This window comes from Vibrio sp. AH4, from assembly GCF_030710545.1.
Classification (GTDB): domain Bacteria; phylum Pseudomonadota; class Gammaproteobacteria; order Enterobacterales; family Vibrionaceae; genus Vibrio; species Vibrio metoecus.
The window spans coordinates 830,451-852,417 of record NZ_JALAIV010000003.1 but is presented as its reverse complement, the minus strand read 5'-3'; the positions used below and the strand labels follow the sequence as shown (position 1 = coordinate 852,417).

The 21,967-nt window shown below is 42.8% G+C and carries 29 protein-coding genes and 7 pseudogenes; 32 read left to right on the top strand and 4 right to left on the bottom strand.

Annotated elements, in window-relative coordinates:
* The first annotated feature begins 13 nt into the window (after positions 1-13).
* Positions 14-529 (top strand): ClbS/DfsB family four-helix bundle protein, encoded by a 516-nt coding sequence (locus tag MKA69_RS17165; protein ID WP_305848548.1) that lies wholly within the window; start codon positions 14-16, stop codon positions 527-529.
* A gap of 151 nt (positions 530-680) precedes the next feature.
* A complete protein-coding gene (locus MKA69_RS17160) occupies positions 681-1,067 on the top strand; it encodes a tautomerase family protein (RefSeq protein WP_103176064.1) in 387 nt (128 codons plus the stop codon).
* 138 nt (positions 1,068-1,205) lie between these two features.
* Here MKA69_RS17160 and MKA69_RS17155 read toward each other — a convergent pair whose 3' ends face one another.
* Positions 1,206-1,484 (bottom strand): type II toxin-antitoxin system mRNA interferase toxin, RelE/StbE family, encoded by a 279-nt coding sequence (locus MKA69_RS17155; RefSeq protein ID WP_000578471.1) that lies wholly within the window; start codon positions 1,482-1,484, stop codon positions 1,206-1,208.
* Positions 1,481-1,765, bottom strand: a complete 285-nt coding sequence (locus MKA69_RS17150; protein WP_000381183.1) for a type II toxin-antitoxin system RelB/DinJ family antitoxin — start codon at positions 1,763-1,765, stop codon at positions 1,481-1,483. Before MKA69_RS17150 ends, MKA69_RS17155 begins: the two co-directional genes overlap by 4 nt.
* A 409-nt stretch (positions 1,766-2,174) precedes the next feature.
* On the opposite strand from MKA69_RS17150, the pseudogene MKA69_RS18295 reads away from it, so the two are divergent.
* From MKA69_RS18295 to MKA69_RS17140, 4 genes and pseudogenes are all read left to right on the top strand, one after another.
* Positions 2,175-2,220: pseudogene (locus MKA69_RS18295) on the top strand (hypothetical protein); the annotation flags it as partial.
* Positions 2,210-2,311: pseudogene (locus MKA69_RS18290) on the top strand (cell shape-determining protein MreC); the annotation flags it as partial. The pseudogenes MKA69_RS18295 and MKA69_RS18290, both read left to right, overlap by 11 nt.
* Before the next feature lie 549 nt (positions 2,312-2,860).
* Positions 2,861-3,148 (top strand): hypothetical protein, encoded by a 288-nt coding sequence (locus tag MKA69_RS17145; protein ID WP_069213654.1) that lies wholly within the window; start codon positions 2,861-2,863, stop codon positions 3,146-3,148.
* Positions 3,149-3,534: 386 nt separating this feature from the next.
* Positions 3,535-3,654, top strand: a pseudogene (locus MKA69_RS17140) (DUF645 family protein); the annotation flags it as partial.
* Positions 3,655-3,940: 286 nt separating this feature from the next.
* On the opposite strand, the gene MKA69_RS17135 reads toward MKA69_RS17140, so the two are convergent.
* Positions 3,941-5,091, bottom strand: a protein-coding gene (locus MKA69_RS17135) for an IS3 family transposase (protein WP_305847673.1) whose coding sequence is annotated in 2 segments (ribosomal slippage) — positions 3,941-4,848 and positions 4,848-5,091 — 1,152 coding nt in all. Because the reading frame shifts where the segments join, the coding sequence is not laid out codon by codon here.
* A gap of 99 nt (positions 5,092-5,190) precedes the next feature.
* Here MKA69_RS17135 and MKA69_RS17130 point away from each other — a divergent pair.
* From MKA69_RS17130 to MKA69_RS17020, 22 genes and pseudogenes are all read left to right on the top strand, one after another.
* On the top strand, positions 5,191-5,475 hold the full coding sequence (locus tag MKA69_RS17130; RefSeq protein ID WP_000048765.1) for a putative quinol monooxygenase: 285 nt from the start codon (positions 5,191-5,193) through the stop codon (positions 5,473-5,475).
* A gap of 149 nt (positions 5,476-5,624) precedes the next feature.
* The gene (locus MKA69_RS17125) at positions 5,625-6,143 is read left to right on the top strand and encodes a V3/V1b-type arginine vasotocin receptor (protein ID WP_305848546.1); all 519 of its coding nucleotides are present in this window, start codon (positions 5,625-5,627) and stop codon (positions 6,141-6,143) included.
* A gap of 145 nt (positions 6,144-6,288) precedes the next feature.
* Positions 6,289-6,855, top strand: a complete 567-nt coding sequence (locus MKA69_RS17120) for a hypothetical protein (protein ID WP_305848545.1) — start codon at positions 6,289-6,291, stop codon at positions 6,853-6,855.
* A 137-nt stretch (positions 6,856-6,992) separates the two neighbouring features.
* Positions 6,993-7,529, top strand: a complete 537-nt coding sequence (locus MKA69_RS17115; protein ID WP_305848544.1) for an AAA family ATPase — start codon at positions 6,993-6,995, stop codon at positions 7,527-7,529.
* 145 nt (positions 7,530-7,674) lie between these two features.
* On the top strand, positions 7,675-8,214 hold the full coding sequence (locus MKA69_RS17110; RefSeq protein WP_055045043.1) for a histidine phosphatase family protein: 540 nt from the start codon (positions 7,675-7,677) through the stop codon (positions 8,212-8,214).
* Positions 8,215-8,367: 153 nt separating this feature from the next.
* Positions 8,368-8,762, top strand: a pseudogene (locus tag MKA69_RS17105) (DUF3465 domain-containing protein).
* A 306-nt stretch (positions 8,763-9,068) separates the two neighbouring features.
* Positions 9,069-9,248, top strand: a complete 180-nt coding sequence (locus MKA69_RS17100) for a DUF645 family protein (protein ID WP_061051317.1) — start codon at positions 9,069-9,071, stop codon at positions 9,246-9,248.
* 196 nt (positions 9,249-9,444) lie between these two features.
* Entirely contained in the window at positions 9,445-9,879 is a 435-nt protein-coding gene (locus tag MKA69_RS17095) for a GNAT family N-acetyltransferase (protein ID WP_305848543.1), read from the top strand.
* Between the two features lie 151 nt (positions 9,880-10,030).
* Complete coding sequence (locus MKA69_RS17090) at positions 10,031-10,630, top strand: pentapeptide repeat-containing protein (protein ID WP_055032893.1); 600 nt, start codon at positions 10,031-10,033, stop codon at positions 10,628-10,630.
* A gap of 126 nt (positions 10,631-10,756) precedes the next feature.
* The gene (locus tag MKA69_RS17085; protein WP_305848542.1) at positions 10,757-10,942 is read left to right on the top strand and encodes a hypothetical protein; all 186 of its coding nucleotides are present in this window, start codon (positions 10,757-10,759) and stop codon (positions 10,940-10,942) included.
* A gap of 269 nt (positions 10,943-11,211) precedes the next feature.
* The gene (locus tag MKA69_RS17075) at positions 11,212-11,757 is read left to right on the top strand and encodes a GNAT family N-acetyltransferase (RefSeq protein WP_305848540.1); all 546 of its coding nucleotides are present in this window, start codon (positions 11,212-11,214) and stop codon (positions 11,755-11,757) included.
* 183 nt (positions 11,758-11,940) lie between these two features.
* Complete coding sequence (locus MKA69_RS17070; protein ID WP_000049413.1) at positions 11,941-12,354, top strand: VOC family protein; 414 nt, start codon at positions 11,941-11,943, stop codon at positions 12,352-12,354.
* 150 nt (positions 12,355-12,504) lie between these two features.
* Positions 12,505-12,756, top strand: a complete 252-nt coding sequence (locus tag MKA69_RS17065) for an HNH endonuclease (protein WP_305848539.1) — start codon at positions 12,505-12,507, stop codon at positions 12,754-12,756.
* A 28-nt stretch (positions 12,757-12,784) separates the two neighbouring features.
* A pseudogene (locus MKA69_RS17060) lies at positions 12,785-13,689 on the top strand (IS3 family transposase); the annotation flags it as partial.
* A 61-nt stretch (positions 13,690-13,750) separates the two neighbouring features.
* Positions 13,751-14,901 (top strand): IS3 family transposase gene (locus tag MKA69_RS17055; RefSeq protein WP_305847673.1). Its coding sequence is split into 2 segments (ribosomal slippage): positions 13,751-13,994 and positions 13,994-14,901, totalling 1,152 coding nucleotides; the frame shifts between segments, so codons are not numbered across the junction.
* A gap of 48 nt (positions 14,902-14,949) precedes the next feature.
* Positions 14,950-15,498, top strand: a complete 549-nt coding sequence (locus tag MKA69_RS17050) for a hypothetical protein (RefSeq protein WP_305848538.1) — start codon at positions 14,950-14,952, stop codon at positions 15,496-15,498.
* Positions 15,499-15,636: 138 nt separating this feature from the next.
* Entirely contained in the window at positions 15,637-16,173 is a 537-nt protein-coding gene (locus MKA69_RS17045) for a nucleotidyltransferase family protein (RefSeq protein ID WP_305848537.1), read from the top strand.
* A 139-nt stretch (positions 16,174-16,312) separates the two neighbouring features.
* On the top strand, positions 16,313-16,699 hold the full coding sequence (locus tag MKA69_RS17040) for an MmcQ/YjbR family DNA-binding protein (protein ID WP_001015086.1): 387 nt from the start codon (positions 16,313-16,315) through the stop codon (positions 16,697-16,699).
* Positions 16,700-16,899: 200 nt separating this feature from the next.
* Positions 16,900-17,181: a type II toxin-antitoxin system Phd/YefM family antitoxin gene (locus tag MKA69_RS17035; RefSeq protein ID WP_000086649.1), complete on the top strand. Its 282-nt coding sequence runs from the start codon at positions 16,900-16,902 to the stop codon at positions 17,179-17,181.
* Positions 17,178-17,465 (top strand): type II toxin-antitoxin system RelE/ParE family toxin, encoded by a 288-nt coding sequence (locus tag MKA69_RS17030; RefSeq protein WP_000869999.1) that lies wholly within the window; start codon positions 17,178-17,180, stop codon positions 17,463-17,465. The genes MKA69_RS17035 and MKA69_RS17030 overlap by 4 nt, the downstream gene beginning before the upstream one ends.
* A gap of 164 nt (positions 17,466-17,629) precedes the next feature.
* Positions 17,630-18,304: a hypothetical protein gene (locus MKA69_RS17025; RefSeq protein WP_305848536.1), complete on the top strand. Its 675-nt coding sequence runs from the start codon at positions 17,630-17,632 to the stop codon at positions 18,302-18,304.
* A 59-nt stretch (positions 18,305-18,363) separates the two neighbouring features.
* Positions 18,364-19,514 (top strand): IS3 family transposase gene (locus MKA69_RS17020; RefSeq protein WP_305847673.1). Its coding sequence is split into 2 segments (ribosomal slippage): positions 18,364-18,607 and positions 18,607-19,514, totalling 1,152 coding nucleotides; the frame shifts between segments, so codons are not numbered across the junction.
* Between the two features lie 498 nt (positions 19,515-20,012).
* Here the strand turns inward: MKA69_RS17020 and MKA69_RS17015 are convergent.
* Complete coding sequence (locus MKA69_RS17015; protein WP_305848535.1) at positions 20,013-20,249, bottom strand: RNA-binding protein; 237 nt, start codon at positions 20,247-20,249, stop codon at positions 20,013-20,015.
* Between the two features lie 410 nt (positions 20,250-20,659).
* Between MKA69_RS17015 and MKA69_RS18285 the strand changes: the two are divergent.
* The 4 genes and pseudogenes from MKA69_RS18285 to MKA69_RS16995 form a co-directional block, all read left to right on the top strand.
* A pseudogene (locus MKA69_RS18285) lies at positions 20,660-20,707 on the top strand (DUF645 domain-containing protein); the annotation flags it as partial.
* Positions 20,688-20,841, top strand: a pseudogene (locus MKA69_RS17005) (DUF645 family protein). The pseudogenes MKA69_RS18285 and MKA69_RS17005, both read left to right, overlap by 20 nt.
* Positions 20,842-21,026: 185 nt before the next feature.
* Positions 21,027-21,392: an SH3 domain-containing protein gene (locus tag MKA69_RS17000; RefSeq protein ID WP_000434800.1), complete on the top strand. Its 366-nt coding sequence runs from the start codon at positions 21,027-21,029 to the stop codon at positions 21,390-21,392.
* A gap of 153 nt (positions 21,393-21,545) precedes the next feature.
* Entirely contained in the window at positions 21,546-21,875 is a 330-nt protein-coding gene (locus MKA69_RS16995; RefSeq protein WP_055052339.1) for a hypothetical protein, read from the top strand.
* Positions 21,876-21,967 lie beyond the last annotated feature (92 nt).

The following is a 21,967-nucleotide window of genomic DNA, read 5'->3' as shown; positions in this document are numbered from 1 at the left end:
AATGGATAAAATAATGTCTTCAGTTCCTGAATCAAAAGATGAGTTGCTCACAGCTATAAATTCTATATTCCCGAAACTTATGGACGAATATCGGAGTGTTCCAGCATCAATGGCACGTAAGTGTGAAATTGAAGGTAACGTAAAAGGAACACAAATTAGCGTTTGTGACACTGTCGCTTATCTTATTGGTTGGGGAAACTTGGTCTTGAAATGGCACAGTTTGAAGTCACAAGGTTTGCCAGTCGATTTTCCTGACACGGGTTATAAATGGAATCAGCTTGGATTGTTGGCGGTCAGTTTTCACGATCAGTACCGTGATTGGCAATACGAGGACTTACTTCAGGAGTTAGACTCAACAATAAAGAAGCTTATCTTGTTAGTCGCAAGTTTAAGCAATGAAGAGTTGTATGAAACGACGTGGTATGAAAAATGGACATTTGGTCGAATGATCCAGTTCAACACGTCATCACCAATGAAAAATATGCGAGCCAAAGTTAGGCGATTTAACAAAAACAACAAGCTTCGGTAGGTAATTCACATAACAAACGCCTCAAGAGGGACTGTCAACGCGCGGCGTTTCCAGTCCCAATGAGCCGCGGTGGTTGCCGTTGTTGTGTTTGAGTTTAGTGGCATGCGTTGTCAGCCCCTTAGGCGGGCGTTATACGTTTTAAGGAGAAATCGTGGTCGTAATATATGGAATTAAAGAGCATTTGAATCCCATCAAAGCTGATTTATCAGATGTGATTCAACAGTCGATGACTCAAGCTTTAGGCTTACCTGAGGATAAGCGTGCTCACAGATTTATCCTGCTCGATAAAAGTGATTTCTACTATCCTAGTGGTCGTTCGGATGCTTACACAGTGATCGAAGTAAATATGATGGAAGGTCGCAAAGTCGAAACCAAGAAAGCTCTAATCAAGGCACTGTTTAATAACATTGGATTGAGGTTAGGCATTGCTCCCGTTGATATTGAAATTACGATCAAAGAGCAACCTGCTCATTGTTGGGGTTTCAGAGGCATTACTGGTGATGAAGTCGCAGACTTAACGTACAAAGTCCACGTATAACAAACGCCTCAAGAGGGACTGTCAACGCGTGGCGTTTCCAGTCCCAATGAGCCGCGGTGGTTACGGTTGTTGTGTTTGAGTTTAGTGTTATGCGTTGCCAGCCCCTTAGGCGGGCGTTAGTTGCCAATCAGCAACAAATCAATCGTTTGGAAATTTTTGTTTCTGATGTAGTACACGCATTATTCGAATTTTAGAACCATCAACCCAATACGAAACAATCATTGATATCTCAGGGATAATAAGCAATCTGCCTCTAATGCCATCACGCTGAACACCCATTAGTGGTTGCTCAAGCAAATTTTCAACTTTGGCTTCTATGAGCTCATCCGTTTTTTCAGCGGCTGCTGGGTTAAAGTCGTAAAGAAATTCGAAAATTTTCTCACGATCATTGAGAGATGCTTCTTCCCAGAAAATCATGCGTGGCCTCGATTTCGGATTTTTGCTTTACGTTCAGCCATTCGTGCTTTGGCGATGTCATGTTCAATGAATACTGCTTTTCCTGAGTCGAACTTCTCAAATGCTTGATTCACTTGTTCTGTTAGCCATGCATCGTGAGATAATGCCTTGCGTTGCTGCTCAGCTAATTGTTCAGTGAGTTCACGGCAAGCATCGCTAAGAGTTCGACCTTGGCTTTCAGCCATTTGTTGAGCTAAACGTTTTGTTTCTTCGTCTACACGAAATTGAATTCTAGTATCCATGGTGAGCTCCTTTTTTGTGTGTACGAATGTTAGCACTGGTGTTGGTGTAGGGCAACTAACAAACGCCTCAAGAGGGACTGTCAACGCGTGGCGTTTCCAGTCCCAATGAGCCGCGGTGGTTACGGTTGTTGTTTTTGAGTTTAGTGGTAGTGCGTTGCCAGCCCCTTAGGCGGGCGTTAGTTTCTCTCAGGAAAAATCATCAAAAATTCACGCACAAGGTTCTGAAAATTCAGCCTTTATCGTTCAAGCTGCGCAATTGGGCTTTTGGGTTTTCCTGATGCTGATTTGGTAGAACGCGTTGAAAGTTCTGCAGTTTCAAAATCGCTGATAACCAACAAGCTTTGATGCTTCAATGTTGTCGGACGTTCAACTTGATCAGTTTGGTTTCACAAAAGGCTGAATCATCGCTGTGATCTGGCTTTCTTTGTCGCGGACTCTTAACGTTTTGGCAGCCAACGTCACAGCCTTTGGCGTTGGACGTGTGTTTGCGTGATGCTTTTGCGTAACATGACTTTCAAGCAAATGAGTTTAAAAAGTCATTGTTAAACAATAGGCTACGAAACTAACAAACGCCTCAAGAGGGACTGTCAACGCGCGGCGTTTCCAGTCCCAATGAGCCGCGGTGGTTTCGGTTGTTGTGATTGAGTTTAGTGGTATGCGTTGCCAGCCCCTTAGGCGGGCGTTAAATGTATTTACATCAACCTTGTCATTTGTAAGTTAAAAAATAAAGCAGTTAATTATCCTGTTGTTGTTCAGGATTCATCATGAAAATAGTAAGTTTCTGTCTGTTAGGTTGTGTTAAATTTTTAATTTTGATTTTTTAAGGATAACTTTAAAAAAAGTTTGTAGTTGTCATAACTTATGTAATGTCACAAGCAGTAAAGCAATCTAAATATGTGTGATTTTAAGTGCGTTGTGTAATTTGTCATTTAAATTTAGGCAATGACAAATGGTTAACTTAAATATTAAAGCACTTATGTCAATGAATTAAATGCCTACTGGCAAAAGTTCTATTCACAACTTGGGTTGTTAACTTAATATATCGTTTCCATTCAATAGGGTTGAGCCCATTTTCTCAGTTAAAGGATTTTTATAATGGCAGGAATCATTTTTAGTAATTCACTAAAACTGTGTTTTGTATCGGAAGAGACGAAGCATTACATGGTATCTGGAATATCACATTATGAGATAAAGCAGTACGCACATGGCTGCCTCGATAATGGTTCACAAAAGCGCGAAGCATCAAATATACGCCGCTTGCTAAACAGCGTAGACTTTGAGCATGTTGTGACAGAGGATTGCAAGTATACTGATATGGATCGTTACGAAAGTATCGGTTTTAAGATTCTGAATACACGTCGAAATCGTTCGAATCGAGCATAATCATCGGGATGGTTGCTAAAACTTTTGTCTCAACGAAATAGTGTGTTTTTTAGCATTATGTTTCAAGGGTATTTGCAAAATCCATTTAACAAACGCCTCAAGAGGGACTGTCAACGCGTGGCGTTTCCAGTCCCAATGAGCCGCGGTGGTTTCGGTTGTTGTATTTGAGTTTAGTGGTAATGCGTTGCCAGCCCCTTAGGCGGGCGTTAGCTTCTTTGAAGCAAGAATCATCAAAATCCAAGCTCAATCGTTCTGAAAAAACCGCTTTTAGCGTTCAAATTTCACAATTTGGCTTTTGAGTTTTCTTGATGCTGATTTGGTCGAGCGTGTTGAAAATTCAGTCGTTTCAAAATCGCTGAAAACTAGCAAGCATAGATGCTTCAACGCTGTTGGATGTTCAACACTCAAAGTTTGGTTTCACAAAAGGCTGCATCATCGCTGTGATCTGGTTTTCTTTGTCGCGGACTCTTAACCGTGGCCAACTTAGCTTTTATCGTTTTGAGTTTTGACAGCTAACTTCACAGCTTTTGGCGTTGGATGTGTGTTTGCTTGATGCTTTTGCGTAAAATGCATTTCAAGCAAAAGTGGTTAAAAGTCATTTTGAAACAATAGGCTACGAAGCTAACAAACGCCTCAAGAGGGACTGTCAACGCGTGGCGTTTCCAGTCCCAATGAGCCGCGGTGGTTACGGTTGTTGTGTTTAAGTTTGGTGTTATGCGTTGCCAGCCCCTTAGGCGGGCGTTATGCGCCTATCATGAAAAATGATCTGCTCCAGCCAGACTGGACACTTCATTAAGCGACATTTTGTTGTTCAAAGTTAACTGGGCTTAGATACCCAAGAGCACTGTGCCTTCTCATCCGATTATAATCAACCTCTATATACTCGAAGATCGTTTGGCGCATCTGGTCTCTCGTCATAATCGGCTCATATTGGATCGCTTCCACTTTCATAGAATGGAAGAAGCTCTCAACACAAGCATTGTCCCAGCAATTTCCTTTCCTACTCATACTTTGTTCTAGATTATAAGCAGTTATGAGATCTCGATAATCTTTTGAGCAGTACTGACTACCTCGATCACTATGAACGATAACCTGCTCGGGGAATCCGCGACGGAACATCGCCATTGATAGCGCATCACAGACCAGCGTAGCCGTCATTCTGGTATCCATAGACCATCCAATTACTTGTCTTGAGTAAAGGTCAATAATTACCGCCAAGTACAGCCAGCCTTCGCTTGTCGCTATATAGGTGATGTCTCCAGCCCATTTTTCATTCGGAGCAGATGCGCTAAAGTTCTGAGCCAACAGGTTTGGAGCAACAGGCATTTGATGCTTGCTGTCCGTAGTGCACTTAAACTTGCGTGCCGCTTTCGGCGTTAAATCTTGACGCTTCATACTGGCAGCAATGGTTTTAACATTGTAGCTATCACCGCTCTCAGACAGTTCTTTTTGGATACGCCTTGAGCCATCTCGGCCTTTGCTGTTGGCGAAAGCTTCTTTAACTTTTGTATCAAGCTGTTGGCGAATAGCCTCACGTTGGATGGCGTTGTGTCGATGCTTAATCCAGTAATAAAACCCACTTCGGGATATCCCGAACACCTTAGCCATACGCACTATACTGAAGCACAGCAGGTGTTCGAGCATAAACTCGTAGCAATCTACTTTAGATTCTTCGCGAAGTAGGTGGCGGCCTTTTTTACAATTTCTAGCTCTTCTGCTTGCTCAGCCAACTGCCTTTTGAGCTTGGCAACCTCTGCGGCTAGCTCTTGCTCTCGCTGACTAGTACTGGTGTCTTTCTTCGAGTTCTTCCGCCACCCGTAGATTTGAGATTCGTGTAAAGAAAGCTGTCTTGCTGTCGCAGCTACTCCCACTTTATCTGCTAACTTCAGGGCTTCTGCTTTAAATTCAGGGGAATGTTTAATTCTAGTTTTCTTAGTTGTCATTGTTCACCTCGTTAGTGATTGTACTCACTTAACTCAGTGTCCAAAACTGCTGGGGCGGATCAAAATCAGCTATATCTGCAAAATTTAAAAGGATATAAATTGAGCAAGGTAATTCTAAAAGGCTACATTATTGTTCCACAAGCAGAACTAACAGCGGTTATCAGCGAGCTAGAAAATCATATTCGTTTGACGAGATTAGAGGATGGTTGTCTAATTTTTGAAGTCACGCAAAACGAAGAAAACCCATGTCGATTCGATGTTTATGAAGAGTTTAGAGATCAAACTGCTTTTGATAGGCATCAGCTAAGAGTTAAATCGTCTACGTGGGGTAAAGTTTCCGTTAATGTTGAACGTAATTATGAAGTTACGGTGAGTTGCGCATAACAAACGCCTCAAGAGGGACTGTCAACGCGTGGCGTTTCCAGTCCCAATGAGCCGCGGTGGTTGCAGTTGTTGTGTTTGAGTTTAGTGGTAGTGCGTTGCCAGCCCCTTAGGCGGGCGTTAGCCGTTTCCATAATCAATACGGAGAAAAAATGGATTTTGTTTTAAGTTGGATTGATCAATTAAGTTCGTTCAATCAAGGCCTGCTAGGGTCGGCGGTATTTGCTATCTCGTCTTGGTTTGTACAAAAAGTGTTTAGTAAAGCAAAGTCAAGTGGTTCAGAGTTTCTTGATGCTTACATCACTTTAGATGTGCACAAACATGTCTTGCACAAGCATTATGTGCGTTCTAAAAATATCCAAATGGCTAGCTATGGTTCTTCTATAGCATTACTACTTGCTGCTCGCTGGGTTATTTTGGCATTTATGAGTTTGATATTCGTATTTGGTGTTCAGTCAGCTTTAGATGGGAAGTGGCTCTATGTCGTGGGTGCTTGGGTTAGCTTTAATTACATGTTTGAAGCACGTAACTGGGTCAAAGATTCAGGAACTGATAAGTCTGTAGCTCATATTGATCAAGAAAAAGTGCAAGCGGTAACAGAAAAGTTAATTCCTGAACTCGTTAATAATTCTGAAAGCAAGCATGAGATAGAACAGTCAAAAAACGGCTAACAAACTGTTTAAGAGTGATTCGCAACGCGTGGCATTTTTACTATGCGTTGTGTTTGGTGTTTAAGGTGGTATGCGGGAGCTTCGGTATTGCGTTGCTCACACCTTAACAGGGCGTTAGCATTTTCTGAAGTTTTGGGGTTAATAATTGAGTCTAGATATAAATAGTTTTGTATCCGCGATTGTGGGTGGAGCTGCAACACTGAGTGGTGTATGGATTGCGAATCGGTTTCAAGAGAAAAATCTGGCGCAACAACAACTTGCGTATATTCAGGGAGTTTTAAACGGATTGCATGCAGAGCTTGAAGCTCTCTGGCTAAAATATGATGAAAGAATGGGGAGTCATGTTGAACAGTTAAATGAGGGAGAGCCCTTATCTGCATACTGGCCAATTACCCAAGACTATTTTACATTTTATGGTGCAAACGCTAGTACTTTAGGACAGTTATCAGACAAAGAACTACTGCATGATATTGTTAAAGTGTATGGGGAGTTAAAAAGTTTGGTTGATAGCTATCGCATGAATAACGTGTTGGTTGAAAAATACGAAATTGCACACGAACGTTACCAGTCATCCCAAACAGAGTTAAATAAACAAAGCTTGGCTAATGCGGAAGCATCACTAATAGAATATGCAATATCGTTAAAAGAATTGCATGTGGTATGTAAGCAAATGATCACTCCATTATTAAAAACACTGCGAAAAAAATGCTAACAAACGCCTCAAGAGGGACTGTCAACGCGCGGCGTTTCCAGTCCCAATGAACCGCGGTGGTTACGGCTGTTGTGTTTGATTTTGGTGGTTTGCGTTGCCAGCCCCTTAGGCGGGCGTTAGCCGTTTTAGGAGGTTTCATGAACAATCGGGTAGTTTTTACTGGTGGTCCAGGTTCAGGAAAAACTTCGGTTATTAAATTTTTAGAGCAATTGGGGTACCCGAGTGCTACAGAAGTCGGTCGTAAAGTCATTCAAATACAGACTGAGCGGGATGGGGAAGCTTTACCTTGGAAAGATAAAGTCGCATTCCGTGATGCAATGGTTCTTGAAGAACTCCACAATTACAAAGTACACGACAACTCAGTTCTGACTTTCTTTGATCGAGGCATTATTGATTCTTATGGGTACAGTCAGCTTGAACAAATAGCTATTTCAGAGATCTTATTAAGAAAATGCCGCGAGCTAACCTATCACAGAAAAGTATTCATTTTCCCACCGTGGGAAGCGATCTATGAAAATGACATCGAGCGTAAGCAAGATTTTAATGAGGCTGTTGCGACATACCATGAAATGGTAAAAGCCTACGAAAGGTTTGGTTATGAACTTATTGAAGTTCCTAAGGTTTCAGTCGAAGAAAGGGCTGAGTTCATCTTAGATACGGTGGGCAACGGCTAACAAACGCCTCAAGAGGGACTGTCAACGCGTGGCGTTTCCAGTCCCATTGAGCCGCAGTGGTTGTGTTTGAGTTTGATGTTAATGCGTTGCCAGCCCCTTAGGCGGGCGTTAGCCCAATCGCGTCAATACGGAGATTTAGAAACGAATGGACATTGTATTTGTAAGACATGGTGTGCCTGATTATTCGCTATCTGACGAGCGAAAAATGAGCCAACTAGAAAAGGACTATGCTCCTTTAAATCGAGAGTATATAGATGAGCTAAAGGCTATTGCTCAAGATATTCAACTCGAAAAAGCAGAAGTTATTATATCTTCACCCTATACAAGAGCACTTCAAACAGCCGAAATTATCAATCGTAAACTGGGCTTAGAACTCTTTGTTGAACATGACCTCCGTGAGTGGCGAGCCGACTTAGAGGGTGGCTATGTTGATCTGGAGGAAAGAGATCGCCGTTGGTGTGAATATCGCGCTTCACTTAAAAATAATGTGCTGCCTAACAATGTTTCTTATGAGTCTTGGGCAGAACTAAGAAACCGTGCGGAAAATGTTTTATCTCGATACACGCATTACTCAAAGGTAATAGTTGTGTCTCATTTCAACGTGTTTGAAAGCCTAGCTGGCTATCAAGATACTGGCATTGATTGTGGAAGCTACCGCTTGCTGACGTTGGAAGAATTGGGCTAACAAACGCCTCAAAGGGACTGTCAACGCTCGGCGTTTCCAGTTTCAGTGAGCCGCAGTGGTTATGGCTGTTGTGTTTAAGTTTAGTGTTATGCGTTGCCAGCCCCTTAGGCGGGCGTTAGGTGAATGGTCTGTGGATTGAACAAGGACAGTTTTATGAAGTTGTTTTTAGCTTTTTGGCTCGTTTTCACAAGCTGTTTTTCGGTTAGCTTGTATGCCAATGACGCCGTTTTACAACAAGCTTATCAATCGCAGCAAAGTGATTTACAGGTTCAAGGATTTGGACAGGTTGCGAAAGTGCTGCCTGATGACAATGATGGTTCAAGACATCAAAAATTCATCTTAAAGCTCAATAGCGGACAAACATTGCTGGTTGCTCATAACATCGACTTAGCACCGAGAATTCCGAACTTGAAAGTTGGGGATAGTGTTGAGTTTTATGGTGAATACGAATGGAACAAAAAGGTGGAGTTCTTCATTGGACTCATAAAGATCCTCAAAATCGTCATGCTCATGGTTGGTTGAAACATAATGGGCAGGTGTACGAGTAAATTCACCTAACAAACGCCTCAAGAGTGACTGTCAACGCGCGGCGTTTCCAGTCCCATTGAGCCGCGGTGGTTTCGGTTGTTGTGTTTGAGTTTAGTGGTATGCGTTGCCAGCCCCTTAGGCGGGCGTTAGCTTCTTAAAGGGTAGAATCATCAAAATCCAAACTCAATCGTTCTGAAAAATCAGCTTTTAGCGTTCAAATTGCACAACTTGACTTTCGAGTTTTTCGGGTGCTGACTTGGTAGAAAGTGTTGAAAGTTCAGTGGTTTCTAAGTCGATGAAAACTAGCAAGCCTCGATGCTTCAACGCTGTTGGACGTTCAGCGCGGTCTGCTTAATTTCACAAAAGGCTGCATCATCGCTGTGATCTTGCTTTCTTTGTCGCGTGCTCTTACCCGTGGTCAACTCAACCTTGATCATTTTAAGTTTTGGCAGCCAACTTCACAGCTTTTGGCGTTGGACGTGTGCTTGTTTGATGCTTTTGCGTAAAATCGCTTACAAGCAAAGGTGTTTAAAAGTTATTGGGAAATAATAGGCTACGAAGCTAACAAACGCCTCAAGAGGGACTGTCAACGCGTGGCGTTTCCAGTCCCATTGAGCCGCGGTGGTTGCAGTTGTTGTGTTTGAGTTTCGTGGTAATGCGTTGCCAGCCCCTTAGGCGGGCGTTATAAGCCAAGGAGAAATTGTGGTTACATTTAGGGAAATGGATATTTCCGATTACAACGAAGTGATTGCTTTATGGGCTACTACTGAAAACGTATCCCTCAGAGATGCCGATTCTCGGCCAAACATCGAAGCTTATTTGAAAAGAAATCAAGGTTTAAGCTTTGTCGCAGTTTCAGATTCTCTTGTGATTGGCGCTGTTTTGGTTGGTACAGACGGTAGGCGAGGTTACGTACAACATCTGGCGGTCTCATCTGACTTTCGAGGTCAAGGGATTGGTAAGTCTTTAATTCAAAAAGCGACAGATGCACTATCAAGAATAGGCATTTCTAAGACGCATTTGTTTGTGTTGATTGAGAATGTTGCGGCACAGGACTTCTATACCAAGTTAGATTGGTACCCGAGAGATGAAATCCGAATGTTTTCGTACAACAGTTCGAGTAACCCAGGAGTCTAGGGTTCGGGCTTATAACAAACGCCTCAAGAGGGACTGTCAACGCGTGGCGTTTCCAGTCCCATTGAGCCGCGGTGGTTACGGTTGTTGTGTTTGAGTTTAGTGTTATGCGTTGCCAGCCCCTTAGGCGGGCGTTAGGCGATTGGAGGAAACGATGAAATCTTTGAAAAGTGGTGAGCAGTATCTAGAGGTTTCCTTCGAGAAGCTTGAGTTATCAGAAAATAGTTTCAAAGACATAGAATTTGAAGAATGTCATTTTTCAGATTGTGATTTGTCTGGCGTACAGTTCCAAAACTGCAAGTTTGTAAGTTGCGAGTTTGCACGTTGTAATCTCAGTTTAGCGAGTTTCCCCAATGCACGTTTATTTGGTGTGTCATTTCAAGACAGTAAGCTCGTGGGTATCGACTGGACAAGAGCAACGTGGCCTGTCTATCACTTAGATTTTGAGCTTAAATTTCAGCGTTGTATTTTGAACGATGCCTCATTCTTTGGGCTGACATTGAATGAGTTAGCATTCGATGAGTGTAAGTTGCATGATGTGGACTTCCGTGAAGGCAATTTTGCCAGTTCAACAATGTGTTACTGCGATTTTACGCATAGTTTATTCATGCGGACTAACTTACAAAAAGTGGATTTCAGCGAGTCGACAAATTACGCAATTAATGTGTTAGAGAACCAAGTCAAAGGGGCTAAGTTTTCTCGTTATGAAGCACTGAATTTATTGGAATGTTTAGGCATCGAGTTGGTTGATTAATCGCCTAACAAACGCCTCAAGAGGGACTGTCAACGCGCGGCGTTTCCAGTCCTATTGAGCCGCGGTGGTTGCAGTTGTTGTGTTTGAGTTTAGTGGTTTGCGTTGCCAGCCCCTTAGGCGGGCGTTATGTTTAATCACCAAAAATCAGTGGATTATGGTTTTTCTTTGTTCCCTCGGCTGATTGGTTTCACGTTTGTCGGCAAGTTGGCATTTGTGAGCGCTGTTTCCCGGACATCAATTCTTTGGCGCTGGAAGTTCAGAGAATTGCCTCAATCAGAAATCAGTTTTAAGTTTCTAGTTGTCAAAGCTTGAAATGTTAAACGCCAAGTCTGCTTTTCAAAAGTTATGAGTCAATTCAGTTTTTTAGGTTTTGCCTTTTGTTTGTGAGTCAATGCTGAGTTAATCTTGGTTTTGGTAAAACGTAAGTCATTGAAGCTTAAACATAACAAACGGTTCAAGAGGGACAGCCAACGCGCGGCATTTTTATCATACGTTGGTTTTTGTGGTTACGGCGTTATGCGGAAGCTTGGTAATGGCGTTGGCTGCCCCTTAACCGGGCGTTATGTTTCTAAGAGGAAATCATGTTTACATTGGATGTTGATACAGACCTAAAGCTTGCTTTGGTTTCTCCTAAATTTGCGCCTCACTACCTCGAAATTGTTAACCGAGAGCGTGAGTATTTGAGCCAATGGTTAGCGTGGCCTCCTCACGCAAACAGCGAAGAGTTCTTCTTAAGTTTTATCCACCGCTCATTACATGATTATGCCGATGGTAAATCGCTTGTTTGTGGCATGATTTATAAAGACAAATTAGTCGGAAACATCAGTTTTAACAGCATTAACCATCAACTGAAAAAAGTGGAAATGGGTTATTGGTTAAGTGCTGACTATCAAGGTAAAGGTATCGTTAGTAGGTCAGTGCTGAAGCTGATAGACGTTGCATTTACCGACTTGGACATGGAAAAAGTTCAAATATCGGCAGCAACGGGAAATCAACCCAGCCGAAACGTGTGTGAGCGTTTAGGATTCGTGCTTGAGGGGACAATTACTCGTGCAGAAAATTTAAATGGTCGCGTCGTAGATCATGCGGTTTATGGCTTAAGTCGTACATCGTGGCCAGAAACATAACAAACGCCTCAAGAGGGACTGTCAACGCGCGGCGTTTCCAGTCCCATTGAGCTGAGGTGGTTACGGTTGTTGTGTTTGAGTTTAGTGTTATGCGTTGCCAGCCCCTTAGGCGGGCGTTATGTGCTTTCTCGAAAAATCTCGAAGTAGTGTAGAATCCGGCTTTTGAAATCTTGAGAAGTCAGCATGTCTAAAGTTGTTCAACAGCAAATCGGCAATATCGCGCTTGTCGTAGAAAACTACGATGATGCCATTGAGTTCTATACAAAAAAGCTTCAGTTCAGTTTGGTTGAAGATACAGATTTAGGTGGTGGTAAACGTTGGGTTCAAGTTTCGCCGCCAAACTCGAATGGAACGAACCTACTTCTTGCTCAAGCAAGTACCGAAGAGCAAGCTCAATTTGTAGGTAATCAGGCAGGAGGTCGTGTTTTTCTGTTTCTACAAACGAATGACTTCTGGCGAGATTATGAGTTGATGAAGGCTAATGGTGTTGTTTTTAATGAAGAACCACGAGTTGAAGAGTATGGGACAGTTGTTGTGTTCCAAGATCTTTATGGAAACAAATGGGATCTTTTGGAGTTGAACAAGGCTCACCAATAGTACGCACATAACAAACGCCTCAAGAGGGACTGTCAACGCGTGGCGTTTCCAGTCCCATTGAGCCGCGGTGGTTGCAGTTGTTGTGTTTGAGTTTAGTGGCATGCGTTGCCAGCCCCTTAGGCGGGCGTTATATTTATTATTGGAGTTTTGATGATTGATTATAGTTTTAAGAAGTACAAAGATGAACTATTCCAAGAATTTGAAGGAAAGTGCTGTTATTGTGGAGTAAAGGCTTTTAGTCCCCAAATGGTGGATATTGAACATTTCAAACCTAAATCCTTATATCCAGAATTAGCCAACGAAAAAGCTAATCTGTTAATTGCTTGTCGTGAATGTAATATGTTCAAAGCAGCTAAATTTCCATTAGATGATCCGCCCCAGCAGTTTTGGACACTGAGTTAAGTGAGTACAATCACTAACGAGGTGAACAATGACAACTAAGAAAACTAGAATTAAACATTCCCCTGAATTTAAAGCAGAAGCCCTGAAGTTAGCAGATAAAGTGGGAGTAGCTGCGACAGCAAGACAGCTTTCTTTACACGAATCTCAAATCTACGGGTGGCGGAAGAACTCGAAGAAAGACACCAGTACTAGTCAGCGAGAGCAAGAGCTAGCCGCAGAGGTTGCCAAGCTCAAAAGGCAGTTGGCTGAGCAAGCAGAAGAGCTAGAAATTGTAAAAAAGGCCGCCACCTACTTCGCGAAGAATCTAAAGTAGATTGCTACGAGTTTATGCTCGAACACCTGCTGTGCTTCAGTATAGTGCGTATGGCTAAGGTGTTCGGGATATCCCGAAGTGGGTTTTATTACTGGATTAAGCATCGACACAACGCCATCCAACGTGAGGCTATTCGCCAACAGCTTGATACAAAAGTTAAAGAAGCTTTCGCCAACAGCAAAGGCCGAGATGGCTCAAGGCGTATCCAAAAAGAACTGTCTGAGAGCGGTGATAGCTACAATGTTAAAACCATTGCTGCCAGTATGAAGCGTCAAGATTTAACGCCGAAAGCGGCACGCAAGTTTAAGTGCACTACGGACAGCAAGCATCAAATGCCTGTTGCTCCAAACCTGTTGGCTCAGAACTTTAGCGCATCTGCTCCGAATGAAAAATGGGCTGGAGACATCACCTATATAGCGACAAGCGAAGGCTGGCTGTACTTGGCGGTAATTATTGACCTTTACTCAAGACAAGTAATTGGATGGTCTATGGATACCAGAATGACGGCTACGCTGGTCTGTGATGCGCTATCAATGGCGATGTTCCGTCGCGGATTCCCCGAGCAGGTTATCGTTCATAGTGATCGAGGTAGTCAGTACTGCTCAAAAGATTATCGAGATGATCCGCCCCAGCAGTTTTGGACACTGAGTTAAGTGAGTACAATCACTAACGAGGTGAACAATGACAACTAAGAAAACTAGAATTAAACATTCCCCTGAATTTAAAGCAGAAGCCCTGAAGTTAGCAGATAAAGTGGGAGTAGCTGCGACAGCAAGACAGCTTTCTTTACACGAATCTCAAATCTACGGGTGGCGGAAGAACTCGAAGAAAGACACCAGTACTAGTCAGCGAGAGCAAGAGCTAGCCGCAGAGGTTGCCAAGCTCAAAAGGCAGTTGGCTGAGCAAGCAGAAGAGCTAGAAATTGTAAAAAAGGCCGCCACCTACTTCGCGAAGAATCTAAAGTAGATTGCTACGAGTTTATGCTCGAACACCTGCTGTGCTTCAGTATAGTGCGTATGGCTAAGGTGTTCGGGATATCCCGAAGTGGGTTTTATTACTGGATTAAGCATCGACACAACGCCATCCAACGTGAGGCTATTCGCCAACAGCTTGATACAAAAGTTAAAGAAGCTTTCGCCAACAGCAAAGGCCGAGATGGCTCAAGGCGTATCCAAAAAGAACTGTCTGAGAGCGGTGATAGCTACAATGTTAAAACCATTGCTGCCAGTATGAAGCGTCAAGATTTAACGCCGAAAGCGGCACGCAAGTTTAAGTGCACTACGGACAGCAAGCATCAAATGCCTGTTGCTCCAAACCTGTTGGCTCAGAACTTTAGCGCATCTGCTCCGAATGAAAAATGGGCTGGAGACATCACCTATATAGCGACAAGCGAAGGCTGGCTGTACTTGGCGGTAATTATTGACCTTTACTCAAGACAAGTAATTGGATGGTCTATGGATACCAGAATGACGGCTACGCTGGTCTGTGATGCGCTATCAATGGCGATGTTCCGTCGCGGATTCCCCGAGCAGGTTATCGTTCATAGTGATCGAGGTAGTCAGTACTGCTCAAAAGATTATCGAGATCTCATAACTGCTTATAATCTAGAACAAAGTATGAGTAGGAAAGGAAATTGCTGGGACAATGCTTGTGTTGAGAGCTTCTTCCATTCTATGAAAGTGGAAGCGATCCAATATGAGCCGATTATGACGAGAGACCAGATGCGCCAAACGATCTTCGAGTATATAGAGGTTGATTATAATCGGATGAGAAGGCACAGTGCTCTTGGGTATCTAAGCCCAGTTAACTTTGAACAACAAAATGTCGCTTAATGAAGTGTCCAGTCTGGCTGGAGCAGATCATATACAACAGAGCATGTTATGGCGGGTGCTGAAGTGTATACAACATTCAAACGTAACCTAGAGAAGGTGGACGCGTTATCTAAGTTGAAGCTACCAACAGAAAAAGAACTAGATACTTATATGGTCTATATGTTGTATGCAAATGTAATTACTGCGTTAGAGACCTACCTTTGTGATAGATTCATATCGGTTGTGCAAGGAGATAAAAAAAATCTAAGAAGTTTTGTAGAAGAGTTCCATGATTTTCGTGATTCTAAATTCTCGCTTTCAGAAATATTCCACAAAATGGACACAATTGAAGAGCGCGCAATAGATGCTATGAAAGGCGTTCTTTACCACAATCTCCCTAAAGTTAGTGGTATTTATTCTTCGACACTAGGGATTAAGTTTCCTAAGTTCTCTGATATCTATAAATCGGTCAAAGTGCGACATGACCTAGTTCATCGAAGTGGCAAAGATAAGGATGGTAAGTATCATGAAATCGGCTCTAGTGATGTAACTGATTTGATTGGTGCAACAGCTGAGTTTGTCGACCTAATAGAAGTGGAAATTGCACAACTAAAATAAATATAACAAACAATTTAAGAGTGATTCAGCACGCTTGGCATTTTGGGTTTGGGTTAAGTTCAGTGATTACGGTGGTCAAATTAAGTGTTGTGGTCGCGTGCTTCACACCTTAATTGGGCGTTATGGCGCAAGGTGATAATGAAAGCCATTGTTGATTTAATTAGAAAAGATCCCATTCGACTTGAAGCACTAGAATGTGTTTATCAGCTTGAATTGCCTCAATGCTACATAGCCGCAGGTTTTGTGCGAAATCTTGTCTGGGACTCTTTACATCACAATTTAAAGCTGACGCCATTAAACGACATTGATGTCATTTTCTTCGATGCCTATCGTTTAGATTCAGATTATGAAAAATCACTTGAGCTCAAGTTGTCGGAGCAAATGCCCCAGCTCAATTGGCAAGTGAAAAATCAAGCCAAGATGCACTTACAAAATGGCGACAATCCTTACCAAAGCACATTGGATGCCATGAGCTATTGGCCTGAAAAAGAAACGGCGGTAGCAGTGAGGAAAGTCGAGCACGATCGTTACGAATGTATATCAGCCTTTGGTTTCGAGAGTTTATTTCAAGGTTTCATCACACATAATCCTAAACGAGCATATGGAATCTTCGAAAATCGAGTAAAGTCAAAGGGTTGGTTGGCTATGTGGCCTAACTTGAGAATAGCGCCATAACAAACGCCTCAAGAGGGACTGTCAACGCGTGGCGTTTCCAGTCCCAATGAGCCGCGGTGGTTTCGGTTGTTGTGTTTGAGTTTAGTGGTTTGCGTTGCCAGCCCCTTAGGCGGGCGTTATGAGGCTATAGGAAAACAAGATGAATCACGATGAGTTCAACCAATTTTGTCGTTCCTTTCCTGCTACTACATACGTAGTGCAATGGGGTGGTTCTCATGTTTGGAAAGTGGCTGGAAAAGTGTTTTCTATTGGCAGTATCGGCAAGGATCAGCAACCAGTTTTTACTTTCAAAACATCGGATTTGAACTTTGAGTATCTGAGTGAGCACGATGGTTATATTCCCGCCCCTTACTTCGCCAACCGAGGGATGAAGTGGATCCAACAAACGGAGACGTCAGGTGTATTAGACGAAGAGTTGAAGTATTACTTGTCTGAGTCCTACCGTCTTGTTGTGCTCGGGCTTAGTAAAAGGTTACAGAAAGAGTTGGGAATTACGCCAAGAGCAGACGGTGAATCCGCCTCATAACAAACGCCTCAAGAGGGACTGTCAACGCGTGGCGTTTCCAGTCCCATTGAGCCGCGGTGGTTACGGCTGTTGTGTTTGAGTTTAGTGTTAGTGCGTTGTCAGCCCCTTAGGCGGGCGTTATAACACAGAATCAATTCCTTGCTCGTAAATCTCAATTGAACTACTATTTGTACATTAAATTGTACTAAATGGAATTCATTATGAGCCGTATTCACCTTGATCAAGATATTCAGCCTTTGTCTGAGTTCCGTGCTGGCGTTGCATCATTTATCAAACAGATCAATGAGACTCGTCGACCATTGGTTATTACACAACGAGGTAAAGGTGTAGCCGTTGTTCTTGACGTTGCGGAGTATGAAGCAATGCAAGAGAAAATCGAATTACTCGAAGAAATGCGTACTGCAGAAGCTCAATTGGCTGCAGGTTTAGGTATATCAAACGAAGATGCTCGTTCACAAGTTCTGGGGCGCATCATCAAATGAAAGTAGTTTGGTCACCTCTAGCGTTACAAAAACTGGGTGATGCCGCAGAGTTTATTGCTTTGGATAACCCATCAGCTGCAGAAAAGTGGGTGAATGAAGTATTCGACAAAACGGAATTGCTCGGCTCAATGCCAGAAATGGGCCGCATGGTTCCTGAAATGCCTCATACGAACTACCGTGAAATAATTTTTGGTCATTACCGCATTATTTATAGTTTGAGCCACGAAATCCGCGTTCTAACAGTTCGTAACTGTCGTCAATTGCTCACGGAACATGATGTGTGAAACTGTGTTATAACAAACGCCTCAAGAGGGACTGTCAACGCGCGGCGTTTTCAGTCCCAATGAGCCGCGATGGTTACGGTTGTTGTGTTTGAGTTTAGTGGTATGCGTTGCCAGCCCCTTAGGCGGGCGTTAAGTTTCAGTTGAAGTTTGAGGAATATTTTTTAATGTATGAAGACCAAATAATGAACAATTTAAAGCTTAAACTTCAAGAGATTGGCTATCCACCGGATGCCATTATTGAGGAGTTAGCTGTTCGAAATTCTGATGGCAGGATTTTTTATATTGATTTGGCTATTGTAGAGCCCGTTAATAACACCGTTTTAGCTATTTTTGAAGTTAAGAAAAACTTACGTGATAACAGACAAGCAAGAAAAGCACTTGCTCAAATAAAACTGTATTCAAAAAGTTTTTTAGATATTCCACTGTTATTTCTATATAGCTCAAACGAAGAAGAAGAGTTCACTTACTCGGTCGACGTTGAAAGTGACAAACTGGAATTAATGACAAAGTTACCTAGCTTTGAGTCCTTACTTAGCTCTCAAGCTATAAAAGGCGCAAGTCTAGGTAAACGTAAAAACGATAGTACAGCTAGGAAGTGGTCGAATATTATAGCTGGTATGAGTTCTTCAATAGCAATAGCTGCAATACTAGTTTCATCATTAGGGCTGTTTTTTGATAGTGGTAGTAGAACTCTTGGTAATAAAGAGCTAACGCTCGAATTATCGCTAATAAAAGCGAAATCAAGTCATAGCAGTGCCGTAATCGAAAAGTTAGATCGAGAGCTAGAAACGATAAAAGGAACTTTAAGTGTATTATCAGACTTGCCTGATGAACAATGATCCGCCCCAGCAGTTTTGGACACTGAGTTAAGTGAGTACAATCACTAACGAGGTGAACAATGACAACTAAGAAAACTAGAATTAAACATTCCCCTGAATTTAAAGCAGAAGCCCTGAAGTTAGCAGATAAAGTGGGAGTAGCTGCGACAGCAAGACAGCTTTCTTTACACGAATCTCAAATCTACGGGTGGCGGAAGAACTCGAAGAAAGACACCAGTACTAGTCAGCGAGAGCAAGAGCTAGCCGCAGAGGTTGCCAAGCTCAAAAGGCAGTTGGCTGAGCAAGCAGAAGAGCTAGAAATTGTAAAAAAGGCCGCCACCTACTTCGCGAAGAATCTAAAGTAGATTGCTACGAGTTTATGCTCGAACACCTGCTGTGCTTCAGTATAGTGCGTATGGCTAAGGTGTTCGGGATATCCCGAAGTGGGTTTTATTACTGGATTAAGCATCGACACAACGCCATCCAACGTGAGGCTATTCGCCAACAGCTTGATACAAAAGTTAAAGAAGCTTTCGCCAACAGCAAAGGCCGAGATGGCTCAAGGCGTATCCAAAAAGAACTGTCTGAGAGCGGTGATAGCTACAATGTTAAAACCATTGCTGCCAGTATGAAGCGTCAAGATTTAACGCCGAAAGCGGCACGCAAGTTTAAGTGCACTACGGACAGCAAGCATCAAATGCCTGTTGCTCCAAACCTGTTGGCTCAGAACTTTAGCGCATCTGCTCCGAATGAAAAATGGGCTGGAGACATCACCTATATAGCGACAAGCGAAGGCTGGCTGTACTTGGCGGTAATTATTGACCTTTACTCAAGACAAGTAATTGGATGGTCTATGGATACCAGAATGACGGCTACGCTGGTCTGTGATGCGCTATCAATGGCGATGTTCCGTCGCGGATTCCCCGAGCAGGTTATCGTTCATAGTGATCGAGGTAGTCAGTACTGCTCAAAAGATTATCGAGATCTCATAACTGCTTATAATCTAGAACAAAGTATGAGTAGGAAAGGAAATTGCTGGGACAATGCTTGTGTTGAGAGCTTCTTCCATTCTATGAAAGTGGAAGCGATCCAATATGAGCCGATTATGACGAGAGACCAGATGCGCCAAACGATCTTCGAGTATATAGAGGTTGATTATAATCGGATGAGAAGGCACAGTGCTCTTGGGTATCTAAGCCCAGTTAACTTTGAACAACAAAATGTCGCTTAATGAAGTGTCCAGTCTGGCTGGAGCAGATCACAAAAGTGGAAAGTTGAAGTTAGTAAGTTACAAGCCAATGTCGAAGTTCTATCCGATAAAATCGAGTCGCTAGAGTCAGCTCTAACTGAAGACCCAAGTAAAGCTTTAGCTGTTCCACTATTGCGTAAAGACCTTGAAAGCACAGAGAAAACGCTAAAGTTGGAGTTATTGCAAACAAGGGCTGAGCTGGAGCGTATGTACGATCAAAATAAATGGTTCATCGGTTTAATGTTTACGATAGCACTGAGTGTTTTAGGCATGGTAGCTAGTAGTTGGTTCAATAGAAAAGAAACTTAACAAACGCTTCAAGAGGGACAGCCAACGCGTGGCATTTTTACTATGCGTTGGTTTTTGTGATTACGGTGTTATGCGATAAGTTGTTAGTAGCGTTGGCTGCCCCTTAAGCGGGCGTTATGCAGTTTTTGGGCAATAAAAAACCAGCATTTTCAGCTGGCTTTAGAATTTGCTTTATTGAGCAGCTTTGACTCGGATCTTGCTTTTGGCAATGTTTGCCATATTCAGCGCTGCAATTGCCGTTTTTGCTTCTGAAGCCTCTGGCATTTCGACGAAAGCAAAGCCTTTCGATAGACCGGTTTCTTGATCTAAAACGAGAGTGCATTCGGTAACAGAGCCGTGTTCAGAAAACAGTTTACGAATGTCGTGCTCAGTTGTGGTACGAGCAAGGTTGCAAACTAAGAGTTTCATAGTTGTCCGTTGATGTAGAAATAACGGTGAGGATTGTCTCAACAAAGACAGTTGCCACCAAGTGATAGTTTGGTTTTACCGTAAAATAGCGGCATTTAGGGCAACCAACTGCATAACAAACGCCTCAAAAGGGACTGTCAACGCGCGGCGTTTCCAGTCCCATTGAGCCGCGGTGGTTGCAGTTGTTGTGTTTGGGTTTTGTGTTATGCGTTGCCAGCCCCTTAGGCGGGCGTTAGCTTCTTTGAAGCAAGAATCATCAAAATCCAAGCTCAATCGTTCTGAAAAATCCGCTTTTAGCGTTCAAATTGCACAATTTGGCATTTGAATTTTGCTAGATGCTGATTTGGTAGAAAGTGTTGGAAGTTCCGCAGTTTCAAAGCCGCTGAAAGCCAACAAGTCTCGATGCTTCAATGTTGTTGGATGTTCAACACTGGCAGCTTGGTTTCACAAAAAGCAGCATCGTCGCTGAAATCGCGCTTTCTTTGTCGGAAATTCGGTAAGTGGCCAACGTAACCTTGATCGCTGCGAGTTTTGGCTGCTCACTTCACTGCTTTTGGCGTTGGATGTGTGTTTGAGTGATGCTTTTGCGTAAAATGCATTTCAAGCAAATGTGTTTAAAAAATCATAGTTAAACAATGGGCTACGAAGCTAACAAACGCCTCAAGAGGGACTGTCAACGCGTGGCGTTTCCAGTCCCATTGAGCCGCGGTGGTTTCGGTTGTCGTGATTGAGTTTTGTGTTAATGCGTTGCCAGCCCCTTAGGCGGGCGTTATGTGAATGGAGCAGGGAGAAACTATGAAGTACAAGGTGGTAAAGGAATATTTTGATGCTCCAGAGAATCCGATAAGAATCGAGAAAGGTGAAATACTTCAATTTGTAGAAGAGTCTAATCCTGAAGGTGATTGGGCAAATTGGGTATATTGCAAAGGGATAAACAAAGAAGGCTGGGTTCCAAAGCAAATCCTTGAAATTGAGGGAGACAAAGTTGTTGTGCTCAAAGACTATTTCGCTCGGGAACATACACTTGTTATTGGTGATAATGTGGTCGCTGGATATGAGCTCAACGGCTGGATTTGGTGTGAAAAGGAGTCGATGCCTAATGTTTATGCATGGGCTCCCATGAATCATTTGGCCAAAGAGTAAATTCACATAACAAACGCCTCAAGAGGGACTGTCAACGCGTGGCGTTTCCAGTCCCATTGAGCCGCGGTGGTTACGGCTGTTGTGTTTGAGTTTGGTTGTAATGCGTTGTCAGCCCCTTAGGCGGGCGTTATGTTCACAAGATGGATAGTAAAAATGGATGAGAAAGTACTAATAGCTTTTGGTGTTTTGGGCGGTGTTTCACTCCTCAGCTTTGTGTTGTTCTATATAAATAAAAACGCACAGTTTAAGAGGAAATACTATCCATTATTCTCTGTCGTAACGGGTGCTTTATTTTTGTTCATTGTATATTTGCAGGGCTTTGTTAATCATCAATTCTGGATGGTAATTGTTCCCATTGTTTCTCTAATAACTTTTATGAACATACGTGGTGCTAAGTTTTGCGATAACTGTGGGAAATCAAACTTTGGGCAATCATTAAAAGATAGAAAAATCGAATGCCCCAAATGTGGGCATACTATTTGAGTAATGTGAACATAACAAAGCGTTTAAGGCGGATTCACAACGCTTGGCGATTTCAGTTCCAGTCAGGTTAAGTGTTTAAGATGCAATGGTTT

Excerpts from the sequence above, each read along its gene's own strand:
- MKA69_RS17165 (WP_305848548.1), top strand. The coding sequence starts at position 14 with ATGTCTTCAGTTCCTGAATCAAAAGATGAGTTGCTCACAGCTATAAAT.
- MKA69_RS17155 (WP_000578471.1), bottom strand. The coding sequence starts at position 1,484 with ATGATTTTCTGGGAAGAAGCATCTCTCAATGATCGTGAGAAAATTTTC.
- MKA69_RS17150 (WP_000381183.1), bottom strand. The coding sequence starts at position 1,765 with ATGGATACTAGAATTCAATTTCGTGTAGACGAAGAAACAAAACGTTTA.
- MKA69_RS17145 (WP_069213654.1), top strand. The coding sequence starts at position 2,861 with ATGGCAGGAATCATTTTTAGTAATTCACTAAAACTGTGTTTTGTATCG.
- MKA69_RS17125 (WP_305848546.1), top strand. The coding sequence starts at position 5,625 with ATGGATTTTGTTTTAAGTTGGATTGATCAATTAAGTTCGTTCAATCAA.
- MKA69_RS17115 (WP_305848544.1), top strand. The coding sequence starts at position 6,993 with ATGAACAATCGGGTAGTTTTTACTGGTGGTCCAGGTTCAGGAAAAACT.
- MKA69_RS17110 (WP_055045043.1), top strand. The coding sequence starts at position 7,675 with ATGGACATTGTATTTGTAAGACATGGTGTGCCTGATTATTCGCTATCT.
- MKA69_RS17090 (WP_055032893.1), top strand. The coding sequence starts at position 10,031 with ATGAAATCTTTGAAAAGTGGTGAGCAGTATCTAGAGGTTTCCTTCGAG.
- MKA69_RS17085 (WP_305848542.1), top strand. The coding sequence starts at position 10,757 with ATGTTTAATCACCAAAAATCAGTGGATTATGGTTTTTCTTTGTTCCCT.
- MKA69_RS17075 (WP_305848540.1), top strand. The coding sequence starts at position 11,212 with ATGTTTACATTGGATGTTGATACAGACCTAAAGCTTGCTTTGGTTTCT.
- MKA69_RS17070 (WP_000049413.1), top strand. The coding sequence starts at position 11,941 with ATGTCTAAAGTTGTTCAACAGCAAATCGGCAATATCGCGCTTGTCGTA.
- MKA69_RS17065 (WP_305848539.1), top strand. The coding sequence starts at position 12,505 with ATGATTGATTATAGTTTTAAGAAGTACAAAGATGAACTATTCCAAGAA.
- MKA69_RS17050 (WP_305848538.1), top strand. The coding sequence starts at position 14,950 with ATGGCGGGTGCTGAAGTGTATACAACATTCAAACGTAACCTAGAGAAG.
- MKA69_RS17045 (WP_305848537.1), top strand. The coding sequence starts at position 15,637 with ATGAAAGCCATTGTTGATTTAATTAGAAAAGATCCCATTCGACTTGAA.
- MKA69_RS17040 (WP_001015086.1), top strand. The coding sequence starts at position 16,313 with ATGAATCACGATGAGTTCAACCAATTTTGTCGTTCCTTTCCTGCTACT.
- MKA69_RS17035 (WP_000086649.1), top strand. The coding sequence starts at position 16,900 with ATGAGCCGTATTCACCTTGATCAAGATATTCAGCCTTTGTCTGAGTTC.
- MKA69_RS17030 (WP_000869999.1), top strand. The coding sequence starts at position 17,178 with ATGAAAGTAGTTTGGTCACCTCTAGCGTTACAAAAACTGGGTGATGCC.
- MKA69_RS17025 (WP_305848536.1), top strand. The coding sequence starts at position 17,630 with ATGTATGAAGACCAAATAATGAACAATTTAAAGCTTAAACTTCAAGAG.
- MKA69_RS17015 (WP_305848535.1), bottom strand. The coding sequence starts at position 20,249 with ATGAAACTCTTAGTTTGCAACCTTGCTCGTACCACAACTGAGCACGAC.
- MKA69_RS17000 (WP_000434800.1), top strand. The coding sequence starts at position 21,027 with ATGGAGCAGGGAGAAACTATGAAGTACAAGGTGGTAAAGGAATATTTT.
- MKA69_RS16995 (WP_055052339.1), top strand. The coding sequence starts at position 21,546 with ATGGATGAGAAAGTACTAATAGCTTTTGGTGTTTTGGGCGGTGTTTCA.